Here is a 14,444-nt window from a genome sequence, read left to right as displayed (position 1 = left end):
CGGCACCGAGTTCGCCGCCCACCTTTCCTTGCAGAGCCTCTTGATGAAGACCTTCTTCTGCGACCCCCACGCGCCGTGGCAAAAGGGCGGCATCGAGAACGCCATCGGCCGCTTGCGCCGCTTCATCCCCCGAAAGACCGACCTCGAAAAGCTCCCAACCAAGCGCTTCCGCCAGTCCGTTGCCACCTACAACAACACCCCGCGCAAATGCCTTGACTTCAGAACCCCGGCAGAGGCCTTCTCCTCTCAACTGTTGCACTTCGAGTGTGAATCCACCTCCCGGCCTTCGCCGGGACGACGGCGAGTGTTTGGCGCGAGCGGTGGCTCGAAACACTTGGCCGGAATCTCGAGATCCCGGGTTCGGTCCTATGGACCGCCCCGGGATGACCTAACGGTCACTTCCCGAACTCTTCCCGCATCTTCGCCTGGATCTTCGCCATGCCGCCGATCCAGCGGTCGTAGTTCTCGGTCTTCTTGCGCATGTAGCCGAGCACCTGGGGGTGCGGCAGGATCAGGAACGTTTCCTGCGCGAGGCCCGCGAGCACATCACTAGCGACCTGCTCGGGCGTGAGATCGCCGTCGCCGGATTGCGGGCCCTTTGGGATCGAGCGCAGCATGTTGGTGTCGACGCCCTGCGGGCAGAGGATCGAGACCTTGATATTGTCAGCCTTGTGCGAGATCGCGAGGTTCTCGGCAAACCCCACTGCGGCGTGCTTGGTGGTGGAATAAGCGGGGCTGCCGACCTGCGACAGCAGGCCCGCGGCCGAGATCGTGTTGAGGAAATAGCCGCCGCCCCGCGCCTTCATACGGGGAATGAGATGCCGGGCCGCATAGACATGGGCCATGACATGGATTGCCCAGCTCCGCTGCCAGGGCTCGTCCGAGGCGCCGCCGGCATTGACCGACATCGGATCGAAACCGCCGCCGATGCCGGCATTGGAGCAGAACAACTCGATCGGGCCGAACTGCCGCTCGGTCTCCTCGATGACGTGGGCGATTTCTTTTTCCTGCGCGACGTCGCATCTGAAGGCCGCGCCATCAACCATGGCAGCGACGGCTCTTGCGTTGGCGGCGTCCATGTCCGCGACGACGACCTTGGCGGCGCCCGCCTTGTGAAAGGCCTCGCACAGCGCCTTGCCGATGCCGTTTGCGCCGCCCGTGACGACCACGACCTTCCCGGTCACCTGCATGCGACGTCTCCTCTTGTCCCGTACCGCTCTTATACCGCTCGGCTTATTCCGCTTCGCGGAGCTTGCTCAGCTCAACACGAGGTCGAGCACCGCGGTATAATGGCACGCCGCACCGGCCAAGACAAAGCCATGCCAGATCGCATTCTGGAAGCGCAGCCGCCGCCAGGCATGGAAGATCACGCCAAAGCTGTAGAGCAGCCCGCCCGCAAGTATGAAGCCCAGCACCAGCGCGGGCAGCGCCTTGACCACGGCGTCGTAGAGCATCACGCCGCTCCAGCCCATCGCGAGGTAGATGCCGACCGCGACGCGGTCGAACCGGCCGGGATAGCGAAGCTTCAGCACGATACCGACGATCGCCACGCACCAGACGCAGACGAGCAGCGCCAGCGCGAAGACGCTGTCCTTCAGCTCCAGGATGAACGGCGTGTAGGTCGCAGCGATCAGGAGATAGATCGCCGAATGGTCGAAGCGCCGCAGCAGCCATTTGACCGGCGAGACCGGCCAGAGATTATAGCTCGCCGACAACACCAGCATCGAGAGCAGGCCGGCGACATAGATCGAGACGCCGACGATGTCGGTAGCGTCGGCATAAAGCACCGCAAGCACCACCAGAACGGTCGCGGCGACGGTACCGAAAAACACACCGACTGCATGAATGACCCCGTCGGCGATCAGTTCTGCGCGGTCGTAGTTCCAGCCGATCGCGTCGGCTGCGGCATGGACGGAATCGGATGCAAGCTGTTTCAGTTGGAAGACGGTCATGGCAATCCACAAAGCGAGTCAATCTCTCGTTGTATGGGTCTTTCGGGATCGGCGCGTCGTTCAATCGACTGATTTAACGACAAAGGCGGTGGAAGTATGAAGCTTGATTTTCCCCACGCAATTGCCACCTTTGTGAACAGCTTCACGTTTCCGCCCGCCGAGATCCCCTAACGTTCACATGGCATTCAGTTTTCAGGATATGGTCGAAGAGGCGCGCCTGTCGGCCCGGGCGCTGATCGACTATGGCGAGCACTTCTTCAATCCGACGGTGCGGCTCGGGGTCACCGGCCTGTCACGGGCCGGCAAGACGGTGTTCATCACCGCGCTGATCCATGGGCTGACGCGCGGCGGCCGGTTTCCGGTGTTCGAAGCCTATGCCTCGGGCCGAATCGCGCGGGCGCATCTCGCGCCACAGCCCGACGATGCCGTGCCGCGCTTTGCCTATGAGACTCATCTGCGTGCGCTGGTCGAGGAACGGCACTGGCCGACCTCGACCGTTGACATCAGCGAGCTGCGCCTCGTCATCGACTATCAGCGCCACAACGGCGCCGACCGCACCCTGACGCTCGACATCGTCGACTATCCCGGCGAGTGGCTGCTCGACCTGCCGCTGCTGCAAAAGAGCTACGAGCAATGGTCGGCGGAGAGTCTTGCGCTGTCGCGCGAGGCGCCGCGCGCGCATCTTGCCGCCGACTGGCACGCCCATCTCGCCGCGCTCAAGCCCGAGGCGCGCGAGGACGAGCAGGCGACGCTGACAGCGGCAAAGCTCTTCACCAATTACTTGCGCGCGTGCCGCGACGAGCGCTTTGCCATGAGCCTGCTGCCGCCCGGCCGCTTCCTGATGCCCGGCAATCTCGCAGGCTCCCCGGCGCTGACCTTTGCGCCGCTCGACGTGCCCGTCGGCGGCCAGGCGCCGGACGGCTCGCTGTGGGCGATGATGGTGCGCCGCTTCGAAGCCTACAAGGACGTCGTGGTGCGCCCGTTCTTCCGCGATCACTTTGCGCGCCTCGATCGCCAGATCGTGCTGGCCGACGCGCTCGCCGCGTTCAACTCCGGACCCGAGGCGCTGCACGATCTCGAAGCCGCGCTCGCCGGCATTCTCGATTGCTTCAACATCGGCCGCAGCACCTTGCTCTCCAGCCTGTTCCGGCCGCGCATCGACCGCATCCTGTTCGCGGCGACCAAGGCGGACCATTTGCATCATTCCAGCCACGACCGGCTCGAGGCGGTGCTGCGCCGCGCCGTGACGCAGGCGGTGGCGCGCGCGGAAAATACCGGCGCGGCGATCGACGTGGTGGCGCTTGCCGCCGTCCGCGCCACGCGCGAAGCGCAGGTCGCGCATGGCCGCGACAAATTGCCGTCGATCCTGGGAACGCCGGCCGCAGGCGAAAGCGCCGGCGGCGAGTTCTTCGACGGCAACACAGAGGTTGCGACCTTTCCCGGCGACCTGCCCCTGGATCCCGAGCCGCTGTTCAACGGCACGGATGCGTTCCGCGGCCTCGCGACCGGGGCCGCCGAGAAAAGCGACTTCCGCTTCCTGCGCTTCCGCCCGCCAAAGCTCGAACGCGATGGGACGGACGAGCCGACGCTGCCACACATCCGCCTCGACCGTGCCCTGCAGTTCCTGATCGGAGACAAGCTCTCATGAACGAGCGATCCCCGCCGCGGCGGCCGGCGACGTTCCGCCTCGACGATCCCGGCGTCGTCGTCACCGAAGCCGACGAGACGGCGCGGCTCGGTCGCGCCACCATCCAGATCACGCCGGAGCACGATCCAGCGACATTGCCGGTACCGATTGAAGCCGTGCTGCCCGCACGACGCGGCCTCCCCTGGGGCGCGCTGTTCTGGTCCGGCCTTGCCGGGCTGACGCTGCTCGGCGTCGGGCTCGGTGTGGTTCATCTGATCGAGGATTTGTTTGCACGCAGCGAAAGCCTCGGCTTCGTGGGGCTCGCCTTCGCGTTCGTCACCGCGCTTGCGCTCGCGGTGGTGATCGGGCGCGAGGCGTATGGGCTGGCGCGCCTCGCGACGATCGAGAAGCTGCATCAGCGCGCCGCCGCAGTGCTTGCGAGCGACGACCGCAAGGAGAGCCGCGTCATCGTGCAGGATCTCCTGAAGATCGCGCACCAGAATCCGCAGCTCGCCCGCGCCCGCGCCACGCTGGAGAGCCACACCGGCGAGATCATCGACGGCGCCGACATGATCCGCCTCGCCGAGCGCGAATTGATGTCGCCCCTGGATGCGGAGGCGCGACGGCTGGTGTCGTCAGCCGCGCAAAAGGTCTCGATCGTCACGGCGGTTTCGCCCCGCGCGGCGATCGACGTGATGTTCGTTTTCGTCGCCGCGCTGCGTCTGATCCGCCAGCTTGCGTATCTCTATGGCGGCCGGCCCGGCGCGCTGGGCATGATCCGCCTGCTCCGCCACGTCATCGCCCATCTCGCCATCACCGGCGGCATGGCCGCGAGCGACAGCCTGGTGCAGCAGATGCTGGGCCACGGGATTGCAGCGAAGCTGTCGCAGCGGCTGGGCGAAGGCGTGCTCAACGGATTGCTGACTGCGCGGCTCGGATTGGCCGCGATCGAGGTGACACGCCCGCTGCCCTTCGCGGCGCTGCCGCCGCCGAAGCTGTCGGATCTCGCAACGGATCTGTTGCGGAAGAAAGAGGACGAGGAGTAGCGCGAGCCACAAGCTCGGTGCACCCTCTCCCCTTGCGGGAGAGGGTGGCTCGCCGCAAAGCGGCGAGACGGGTGAGGGGTATCTCTCCGCGAATGAAGCTCTCACAGTGGAATATGCGGAGAGATACCCCTCATCCGGCGCCGTAGCCGAAGCTTTGCTTCGGCGTTCTCAAGAACGGCGGCCGACGGCCGCCTGTGCCACCTTCTCCCACAAGCGGAGAAGGGAAGAGGCGCGCACCGCTAACCGAGCGCACGCGCTTCGAATTCCCCCGCCAGCACCCGCCACTGAAACAGCGGCGAGTCCTTCGGCGGGGACAGTTCCGGGGTCCAGCCGGTGAGCTTTTCAAGCACGTAGGTATCCGTCAGTACGCCGCGCCAGCGGCGTTCGACCTGACCGAGCTGCTCGCGCTTCGCAGGGATATTCTCCCACAGCGAGAAACGGTTGTCAGGCTCGCGGCCGACATAGATGCCGGCATGTCCCTTGATCCGGTCCATGCCGGGATCGCGGAAATCCTGAAAACGGCCGCGCTCGCTGATCTCGATGACGGGCACGCGGCCCCTGAACAGCCAGCGCATCATGGCATAGGTGCGGTAGTCCGTGGTTGCGATCCAGGTCGCGCCGGTCTCATCCAGCGCAGCCTGCGCGCGCGCTGCGACCTGCTCATAGCCGGCCTCGCCGCCGATCGGATCGATCTTGCCGAGAAAATTCCAGGGCGCGGCGACGTAGTAGAGGAACACGATGACGACGAAGGCGATGCCCGAGATGATCGCCGTCTTCGCCCAGAACAGGCTCGACCGGATCACCCGCGCCGACCGTTTTTCACGCGACAGCATGACGAGGTTCACCGCCGCCGCCGCGAAGCCGACCGGCCACATGAACATCGGCCAGGTATCGCCGACCCGGAGCGTCAGCGATTTCATGAAGAAATAGAGAAACGGCACCAGCACCGCGGTCGACAGCAGGATCGCGACCGGCTCGCGCGTGCGATAGCCGCGCCATGCCGTCATCACGAGCCCCCACAGCACCACCGGCAACATGACGAAACCGACGAGACCGAATTGCAGGCCGATGTAATCACCGACTGTGCGGAGCGAGATGCCGTAATTGGCGGTGGCGCGTACGCCCTGGAACCGGAACGAGGCCCAGTCGTGCTGCGCATTCCAGATCAGCACCGGCGAGAATATTGCGATCGCGACCAGCACGGCGAGATAGGGGTAAGGACTGCGCAGCCAGCGCCAGCGCCAATCCGGCACGAGAAGAAAAGCGGCCACCGCCGGTGCGAACATGACCACGGTGAATTTCGACAGCATCGCCAGCCCGGCGAACAGCCCCGCTGCCAGCCACCAGCGTCCGTCATCGCTCTGCGCCAGCCGCACCAGGGACCACATCATCGCCACCGCGAACGGGATCATGGCGACGTCGGGCGCGATCTTGGCCATCAAGAGGCCGTAATAGAGCGCGGCCTCCGGCATCAGCACCGCGATCATGACCGCACGCGCGTCATGGGTGAGGCGGCGGACGATGTCGGCAAGCAGCAGCTGCGTCACCAGCATGGCGACAATGCCGCCGAAACGGACACCGAGCGCAGTGTCGCCGAAGATCGCGGTGCCAAAACGGATGAGCCAGGCGATGCCCGGGGGATGATCGAGGAAGCTGAGCGCCGCCTCCTTCGACCAGGTCCAGTAATAGGCCTCGTCGGTGCGCAGCTCGATCGCGGAGGCGTAGACGATGCGCAGCAGCGTCATCGCGGCGATGACCAGCACGGCAGCAAGGATGAGACGGCGTTCGGCGCCGTCCGGCTTCGCAGAGATGTCGGGAGCGATCGTCACGGCCGCGCTTTTCCCCGACTTGGGAGGGGGAGTCAATGTAGGGCAAGCTCTCTCCCCGAGTCGTCCCGGCGAAGGCCGGGACCCATAACCCCAGGGAGGAGTTTGGCGAAGACTCGGAGTTACCAGCCTGCCCGCAACGTCTCCCTGTGGTTATGGGTCCCGGATCGGCGCGCGCCTGAGGGCGCGCTTGTCCGGGACGACAGCGGTGGGTGTGGCAGCGCGCCTTTGCCCACCCTACGGTTTTGTAACCTTGCCGCGCATGTGATCCCGGAAACTGTCCACCGCGGGAATTAAACGCTAGGCTGGCTGTTCTCCTTCATGAACTGATACAACCGAATCATGGCCACCGCACCCATACACATGCCCGAACTCGTCCGCGCGACCGGCGTGCGGCAGGTGCGGCTCATCTGCGGCGTCATCCTGTTCTCCTACGTGGTCAGCCATTTCCTCAACCATGCGCTCGGCAACGTCTCGGTCGATGCCATGGAGGTCGGGGTCTACTACCACACCGCATTCTGGCAGTTCCTGCCTGTTGCGATCGTGTTCTACACCGCCGCGCTCACCCATATGGGGCTCGGCATCTATGCGCTGTATCAGCGGCGGCAGTTCCGCTGGCGGACGATCGAGCCGCTCCAGCTCGTGCTGGGCCTAAGCATCCCCGCCCTGGTCATGGCGCACGTGATCGGCGTGCGGCTCGGCCAGACGCTGTACGGACACCAAAAACTCTATCCGCAGGAACTCTATCTGTTCTTCGTCGCGTCGAACCGCATCTGGACCATGACGATCCTGCTGATCATCGCCTGGGTCCACGGCTGCATCGGCATCTATTTCTGGCTCCGCCTCAAGCCGTTCTTCACGCGCGCCGCGCCCTATCTGCTCGCGGCCGCGGTGGTGATCCCGACGCTGGCGCTGCTCGGCGTCTATCAGGGCGGCCGCAGCGTCATGGTCGAAGCCGACGACGGGGAATGGCGCACGCATAATCTCACCCGCCGCCAGGTCGGCACGGTCGCGGAAGCCAACACGCTCGACCGCATCACCGGCGGCCTCACCATCGGCTATGTCGGGCTGCTCGGACTGGCGCTGGCCGCGCGCGGCGTGCGCGCCTGGCGCGAGCGGCGCGGCGGCATGATCGCGCTGTCCTACGGCAACGGCAAGACGGTGCGGGTCCCCAAGGGCCTCTCCGTGCTGGAAGCGAGCCTGCGCCACAATGTGCCGCATGCCAGCGTCTGCGGCGGCCGCGCCCGCTGCTCGACCTGCCGCATCCGCATCATCGGCGACCATGGCGCCCTGCCCGAGCCGTCACAGCGCGAGGCCTTCGTGCTCACCCGCGTCGGCACCACCGACCCTTCGATCCGCCTCGCCTGCCAGCTGCGGCCGACGTCGGATCTCTCCTTCTTCCAGCTCTTCACCTCGCACACCGTGTCAGCGGCTGCTTCGACGCCGGCCCGAATCGGCCAGGAGCGCTATCTCGTCAGCCTGTTCGTGGACATGCGCGGCTCGACCCAGCTCGCCGAAAAGCGGCTGCCGTTCGACACCGTCTTCATCGTCAACCGCTTCCTCGGCGCGGTCTCGCAGGCCGTGGTCGAGAACGGCGGCCAGCCGAACCAGTTCGTCGGCGACGGCATGCTGGCGCTGTTCGGCCTGTCATCCGATCCGCAAGCGGCCTGCCGGCAGGCGCTGAAAGCGGCCGCAGGCATCGCCACGCATATCGACGAGCTCAACGAGCTGCTGAGCCACGATCTGCGCCAGCCGATCCGCTTCGGCATCGGCATTCACGGCGGCGAGGTCATCATCGGCGACATCGGCTATCGCGATCACATCGTGTTCACGGCGCTGGGCGACGCCGTCAACGTCGCCGCCCGCCTCCAGGACATGACCAAGACGCTGGCCTGTGAAGCCATCGTCTCGGAAGAGGTCCGCCGCACCGCCGGCCTTGCCGACGACGCACTGCCGCAGCAGGAGGTCGCGATCCGCGGCCGCGACGAGCCGATGGCCGTGCGCGTGGTTGCGGATGCCAGGGAGCTGTCGGGGCTCGTCGAGGGCAGCGCGCGCGTCGCGGCCTGATTCTTCACCTCTCCCCGTAAGAACGGGGCGAGGGAGCGCTCTGCCTGCGCCGCAACAGCTCGGCTCAATCTCGTTACAAGCGTAACACCAGCTTGCTGCAATGCAGCGGCATGGGCCTGCTGCGAAAGCACGAATTGACTTCATCGGCATCGTCGCGACAGATGAACGCAGGATCGCGGTGATGACCGCGATTCAACGAAAAGCTCCGGGAGGGGACCAGATGTTCGATCGACGCGACCTGCTCAGAGGAGCGGGGCTTGCCGCCATGGTGGCCACACTGAACTCCACCAAAGCGCTGGCACTCGACACCGTCACCCTGCCCTTCGCCAATGGCGAACGGCCGCTGGTGAAATATCCGCAGAAGCGGCCGATGATCGGCCTGACCAGCCGGCCGCCGCAGCTCGAGACGCCGTTCACCGTGTTCAACGACGGCCCGATCACGCCGAACAACGCGTTCTTCGTGCGCTATCACCTCTCCGACCTGCCCTACAATCTCGACCCCGACAAGTTCACGCTCGAGATCAAGGGCAAGGTCGACAAGCCGCTCAAGCTGTCGCTCAAGGACATCCGCAAGATGAAGGCGACCGAGACCGTCGCCGTCAATCAATGCTCAGGCAACAGCCGCGGCTTCTTCGAGCCGCGTGTCGCCGGCGGTCAGCTCGCCAACGGCGCCATGGGCTGCGCGCGCTGGCGCGGCGTGCCGCTGAAGACCGTGCTCGAGATGGCGGGTGTGCAGAGCGGCGCCAGGCAGGTCACGTTCAACGGCATGGACGGTCCGGTCAGCGACAAGACGCCTGACTTCATCAAGGCGCTCGACATCGATCATGCCAGCGACGGCGAGGTGATGCTGGCCTATGGCATGAACGGCGAGGACCTGCCGTTCCTCAACGGCTTCCCGCTGCGCCTGATCGTGCCCGGCTATTTCGGCACCTACTGGGTCAAGCACCTCAACGAGATCACCGTCATCGACAATGTCTACGACGGCTTCTGGATGAAGTCGGCCTATCGCATTCCTGATACCCCGAACAATGCGATCGAGCCCGGCACCGCGCCGAAGGCGACGATCCCGATCAACCGCTTCACCATCCGCTCCTTCATCACCAGCGTGCCTGACGGCGCCAGGCTGAAGGCGGGTAGCACGACACTGCGCGGCATCGCCTTCGACGGCGGCAAGGGCATCAAGGACGTCGCGGTCTCCACCGACGGCGGCAAGACCTGGACGAGCGCCAGGCTCGGCAAGGATCTCGGCAAATACGCGTTCCGCGAATGGAAGCTGCCGGTGAAGCTCGCGGCCGGCTCGTACGAGCTCAAGGTCCGCGCCACCGGCAATGGCGGCGAGACCCAGCCGGACACGCCGCGCTGGAACCCGGCGGGTTATTTGCGCAACGTCGTCGAAACCGTCCGCGTCAGCGTGGCCTGAGGGGAGAATGATCATGCAGCGCACCGTCCTCCTCGCCATCTCGCTCGCTTTCGCCGCAATGGTGGGTTCGGCATTTGCGGCGCCGATCAACTACAAGACGCCGGACGAGGTCGCCGCCTTCAAGCCCGGCCCCAATCTCGAGGTCGTACAGGGCAATTGCAGCGCCTGCCACTCGGCCGACTACGTCAACACGCAGCCGCCGATGAAGGACAAGAAAGGCTTCTGGCAAGCCGAGGTGACCAAGATGATCAAGGTCTATGGCGCACCGATCGACGACGCCGATGTCGGCAAGATCGTCGATTATCTGGCCACGACGTATTGACGGCGCGTAGGCCGATTGACCGCCAAACGGGCAAAATCGGCAAAAACGCCGCGAAGTTGAGCGGAATTCGGCAAAAGCCTGATGTGGTTTGAGCTACCAAGCCTGCCACATTCCGCGTATCCTGTTAGGACCGAACCGGCCGGTTGGCGGGGACTGGCGGTTCGAGATCTCGGAGGAAGACCCGCGGAGAAGTCGTGATGGCTAAAGGTACGGTCAAGTGGTTCAACCCGACGAAGGGTTATGGATTTATCCAGCCTGCGTCGGGGGGCAAGGATGTGTTCGTGCATATCTCGGCGGTGCAGAAAGCCGGTCTGTCCACCCTCAACGAGGGACAGACGGTGGAATACGAAGAGATCGCAAACCGGGGCAAGACCTCCGCAGAAAACCTCAAAGTATAAGCCCGCCAGCGTTTGCTGCCTCCCGGATCAATCCGGGAGCGGGGCCAAAAAAAATTTTAGAAGACGGCCAGTGCATTCGACGACAGGCGTTGCGATTGCACACGGAGAGCTATTTTCCTTGCAAGACCGCTTGTTCAGCGCCATGGCAATGACAATCGCGACGGCACTTCGTCAGCCCACCGGCAACGGTGCGTCGCGCTTGATCTCCTCCATCACCGCGTAGGTTCGCGTCTCGCGCACGCCCGGCATCGACAGCAGGGTCTCGCCGAGGAAGCGCCGATACGCCGTCATGTCCGCAAGCCGCGCCTTCACAAGATAGTCGAAGCCGCCGGCAACCATGTGACACTCCAGCACCTCAGGCGCGAGTTTCACCGCGCGCGCAAAGCGCTCGAAATTGTCGGGCGTGGTCTTGTCGAGCAGCACCTCGACGAACACCAGAAGCCCGAGGCCAAGCCGGTGCGGATTGAGCCGCGCGCCATAGCCCTCGACAAAGCCCTCGCGCTGCAAGCGCTTCAGCCGCTCGCCGATCGACGTCGGCGACAAGCCGATGCGTTCGGCGAGCTCCACATTGGCGATTCGCCCATCCTCCTGCAAAATCGCGAGGATTCTCCGGTCGATCCGATCAAGTTCCATATTTTATCTGGCTATCATGGCACGTATCTTCATTTTCTAAGGCAAACAGGCTAACTTGTCTATCGAACTACGGTCATGCCGGCCTTATCCTGGATTTGAGCCACAGGACATGCCATGCCGAACATTCCGCCTTCCTTCACCGCCGCCTACGCGCCCGATGATACCGACATCGCCGCCCGCCTCCTGCCGGCGGCGCATCTGTCCCCGCCGCAGGAGGCGCGGATCGACCGCACCGCGACGCGGCTGATCGAGGCGATCCGCAAGCGCGACGACCGGCTTGGCGGGGTCGAGGACATGCTGCGGGAGTTCGCGCTCTCGACCAAGGAAGGCCTCGCACTGATGGTGCTGGCGGAGGCGCTGCTGCGCGTGCCGGACGCGCGCACCGCCGACCAGTTCATCGAGGACAAGCTCGGCGAGGGCGACTTCATCCATCACGAGACCAAGTCCACCGCCTTCCTGGTCAACGCCTCGGCCTGGGCGCTCGGCCTGTCGGCGCGGGTGATCCAGCCCGGCGAGACGCCCGACGGCACCATCGGCCGGCTGGTGAAGCGGTTAGGGGCGCCGGCGGTGCGCACCGCCACGCGCCAGGCGATGCGGCTGATGGGCAATCACTTCGTGCTGGGTGAGACCATCGAGCAGGCGCTGGAGCGGGGCAAGCCGCGCTCCGGCCAGAAGACGCGCTACTCCTTCGACATGCTCGGCGAAGGTGCGCGCACCGCGGCGGATGCCAGGCGCTATTTCGACGCCTATGCCAGCGCGATCGAGACCATCGGAAAGGCGGCCGGCAACCATCCCCTGCCCGACCGGCCCGGCATCTCCGTCAAGCTCTCGGCGCTGCATCCGCGCTTCGAGGCGATCAGCCACGCGCGCGTGATGGCCGAGCTGGTGCCGCAGCTGCTCGATCTGGCGCAGCGCGCCAAGGCCCATGATCTCAACTTCACCGTCGATGCCGAGGAAGCGGACCGGCTGGAATTGTCGCTCGACGTGATCGCGGCAACGCTGGCCGATCCCTCGCTTGCAGGCTGGGACGGTTTTGGGCTGGCCATCCAGGCCTATCAGAAGCGCGCCAGCGCGGTGATCGACTATGTCGATGCGCTGGCGCGGGCGCATGACCGCAAGCTGATGGTGCGGCTGGTCAAGGGCGCCTATTGGGACACCGAGATCAAGCGCGCGCAGGAGCGCGGGCTCGACGGCTATCCCGTGTTCACGCGCAAGGCGATGACGGACCTGAACTACGTCGCCTGCGCCTCGAAGCTGCTCGGTCTGCGGCCGCGCATCTTCCCGCAATTCGCCACCCACAACGCGCTGACGGTCGCGACCGTGCTGGAGATGGCCGGGGACGGCGGCGGCTTCGAATTCCAGCGCCTGCACGGCATGGGCGAGGCGCTCTACGAGCAGCTCGCCAAGGACCACCCTGACATCGCCTACCGCACCTATGCCCCGGTCGGCAGCCATCGCGACCTGCTCGCCTATCTGGTGCGGCGGCTGCTGGAGAACGGCGCCAACTCCTCCTTCGTGGCGCAGGCGGCCGATTATCGCGTCCCGGTCCCGGCGCTGTTGCAGCGCCCGGTGGATGCCATCGTCCGGCCGCAAGCGGCGGCCCATCCGAGGATTCCGCTCCCCTGCGATCTGTTCGCGCCGGAGCGGCGCAATTCGCGCGGCGTCGAATTCGGCGCACGTGCCGCGCTCGACCAGCTACTGACCGACGTCAAGGCCGCGGCAGCCGATCCCAAGCCGATCGCCGATGCAACGCCGGACCAGGCCAACGCAGCGGTGGCCGCCGCCCGTGCGGGTTTTGCGGCCTGGAGCCGGACGCCGGCGGGAACGCGCGCGGCCGCGCTGGAGCAGGCCGCCTATCTCCTGGAGAGCCGCAGCGCCCGTTTCATCGCGCTGCTCCAGCGCGAGGGCGGCAAGACGCTCGACGATGCGCTCTCGGAGCTGCGCGAAGCCGCCGACTTCTGCCGCTACTATGCCGCGCAGGGCCGCAAGCTGTTCGGCAGCGAGACGGCGATGCCGGGCCCGACCGGCGAGAGCAACGCGCTCGCCATGCGCGGCCGCGGCGTCTTCGTCGCGATCTCGCCGTGGAATTTCCCGCTGGCGATCTTCCTCGGCCAGGTCACGGCAGCGCTGATGGCCGGCAACAGCGTCGTCGCAAAACCTGCCGAGCAGACGCCGCGCATCGCGCGCGAGGCCGTAGCCCTGCTGCACGAGGCCGGTATTCCCAAGAGCGCGCTGCATCTCGTCACCGGTGACGGCCGCATCGGCGCCGTGCTGACCGCGCACGCTGATATCGCCGGTGTCGTCTTCACCGGCTCGACCGACGTCGCCCGCAGCATCAACCGAACGCTCGCGGCCAAGGACGGGCCGATCGTGCCGCTGATCGCGGAGACCGGCGGAATCAATGCGATGATCGCCGATGCCACCGCGCTGCCGGAGCAGGTCGCCGACGACGTCGTGACCTCGGCGTTTCGTTCCGCCGGCCAGCGCTGCTCGGCGCTGCGGCTCCTGTTCGTGCAGGAGGACGTCGCCGACCGCATGATCGAGATGATCGCGGGCGCCGCGCGGGAATTGAAGATCGGCGATCCCTCCGATGTCGCAACCCATGTCGGGCCGGTGATCGACCTCGAGGCCAAGCAGCGCCTCGAGGCGCATATCGCGCGGATGAAGACGGAGGCGCGGCTGCACTTTTCCGGCCCCGCGCCCGAGGGCTGCTTCGTCGCGCCGCACATCTTCGAACTCAAGGAGGCCGGCCAGCTCACCGAGGAAGTGTTCGGCCCGATCCTGCATGTCGTGCGCTATCGGGCCGAGAACCTCGAACACGTGTTGCAGGCGATCGAGCGCACCGGCTACGGGCTCACGCTCGGCGTCCACTCCCGCATCGACGACAGCATCGAGGCGATCATCGACCGCGTCCAGGTCGGCAACATCTACGTCAACCGCAACATGATCGGCGCCGTGGTCGGCGTGCAGCCGTTCGGCGGCAACGGCCTGTCCGGAACCGGCCCGAAGGCCGGCGGCCCGCACTACCTCGCGCGCTTCGCCACCGAGCAGACCGTGACGATCAACACCGCGGCGGCCGGCGGCAACGCTGCCTTGCTCGCAGGGGAGGAGTGAGGCCAGCGAGGAGCGTTGCATCCCGCCAAAACATCGGTC

Annotated in this window: 12 protein-coding genes; 7 read left to right on the top strand and 5 right to left on the bottom strand. The window is 65.8% G+C overall.

What is annotated here, in order from left to right; genetic code table 11:
• From A3M7_RS50300 to A3M7_RS0129470, 3 genes are all read right to left on the bottom strand, one after another.
• Positions 1-259, bottom strand: a 259-nt coding sequence (locus A3M7_RS50300) for a hypothetical protein (RefSeq protein WP_210164302.1), incomplete at its 3' end; no start/stop codon positions are given.
• Positions 260-395: 136 nt separating this feature from the next.
• Positions 396-1,190: an SDR family oxidoreductase gene (locus A3M7_RS0129475; protein WP_027547155.1), complete on the bottom strand. Its 795-nt coding sequence runs from the start codon at positions 1,188-1,190 to the stop codon at positions 396-398.
• Between the two features lie 66 nt (positions 1,191-1,256).
• Positions 1,257-1,952 (bottom strand): hemolysin III family protein, encoded by a 696-nt coding sequence (locus A3M7_RS0129470; protein ID WP_027547154.1) that lies wholly within the window; start codon positions 1,950-1,952, stop codon positions 1,257-1,259.
• A 178-nt stretch (positions 1,953-2,130) separates the two neighbouring features.
• Here A3M7_RS0129470 and A3M7_RS0129465 point away from each other — a divergent pair, with 178 nt between their 5' ends.
• Positions 2,131-3,600, top strand: a complete 1,470-nt coding sequence (locus A3M7_RS0129465; RefSeq protein ID WP_027547153.1) for a YcjX family protein — start codon at positions 2,131-2,133, stop codon at positions 3,598-3,600.
• Positions 3,597-4,625 (top strand): YcjF family protein, encoded by a 1,029-nt coding sequence (locus A3M7_RS0129460; protein WP_027547152.1) that lies wholly within the window; start codon positions 3,597-3,599, stop codon positions 4,623-4,625. The genes A3M7_RS0129465 and A3M7_RS0129460 overlap by 4 nt, the downstream gene beginning before the upstream one ends.
• Before the next feature lie 239 nt (positions 4,626-4,864).
• Here A3M7_RS0129460 and A3M7_RS0129455 read toward each other — a convergent pair whose 3' ends face one another.
• Complete coding sequence (locus A3M7_RS0129455; RefSeq protein ID WP_049823747.1) at positions 4,865-6,370, bottom strand: glycosyltransferase family 39 protein; 1,506 nt, start codon at positions 6,368-6,370, stop codon at positions 4,865-4,867.
• 423 nt (positions 6,371-6,793) lie between these two features.
• On the opposite strand from A3M7_RS0129455, the gene A3M7_RS0129450 reads away from it, so the two are divergent.
• From A3M7_RS0129450 to A3M7_RS0129435, 4 genes are all read left to right on the top strand, one after another.
• A complete protein-coding gene (locus tag A3M7_RS0129450) occupies positions 6,794-8,518 on the top strand; it encodes an adenylate/guanylate cyclase domain-containing protein (RefSeq protein WP_027547150.1) in 1,725 nt (574 codons plus the stop codon).
• A 220-nt stretch (positions 8,519-8,738) separates the two neighbouring features.
• Positions 8,739-9,938 carry a molybdopterin-dependent oxidoreductase gene (locus A3M7_RS0129445; RefSeq protein WP_027547149.1) on the top strand — a complete coding sequence of 400 codons (1,200 nt, stop codon included), beginning with the start codon at positions 8,739-8,741 and terminating at the stop codon, positions 9,936-9,938.
• A gap of 13 nt (positions 9,939-9,951) precedes the next feature.
• Complete coding sequence (locus tag A3M7_RS0129440) at positions 9,952-10,260, top strand: sulfite:cytochrome C oxidoreductase subunit B (protein ID WP_027547148.1); 309 nt, start codon at positions 9,952-9,954, stop codon at positions 10,258-10,260.
• A 197-nt stretch (positions 10,261-10,457) separates the two neighbouring features.
• The gene (locus tag A3M7_RS0129435) at positions 10,458-10,658 is read left to right on the top strand and encodes a cold-shock protein (protein WP_008563500.1); all 201 of its coding nucleotides are present in this window, start codon (positions 10,458-10,460) and stop codon (positions 10,656-10,658) included.
• A 171-nt stretch (positions 10,659-10,829) separates the two neighbouring features.
• Here the strand turns inward: A3M7_RS0129435 and A3M7_RS0129430 are convergent, their stop codons facing one another.
• A complete protein-coding gene (locus A3M7_RS0129430; RefSeq protein ID WP_027547147.1) occupies positions 10,830-11,291 on the bottom strand; it encodes an Lrp/AsnC ligand binding domain-containing protein in 462 nt (153 codons plus the stop codon).
• Between the two features lie 114 nt (positions 11,292-11,405).
• Between A3M7_RS0129430 and putA the strand changes: the two genes are divergently transcribed.
• Positions 11,406-14,405, top strand: coding sequence for a bifunctional proline dehydrogenase/L-glutamate gamma-semialdehyde dehydrogenase PutA (putA, locus tag A3M7_RS0129425; protein WP_027547146.1), 3,000 nt, complete (start codon positions 11,406-11,408; stop codon positions 14,403-14,405).
• Positions 14,406-14,444 lie beyond the last annotated feature (39 nt).

The organism is Bradyrhizobium sp. WSM2254, from assembly GCF_000472645.1.
Classification (GTDB): Bacteria; Pseudomonadota; Alphaproteobacteria; order Rhizobiales; family Xanthobacteraceae; genus Bradyrhizobium; species Bradyrhizobium niftali.
The sequence above is the reverse complement of the archived record's forward strand: the minus strand, read 5'-3'. Positions and strand labels throughout refer to the sequence as shown.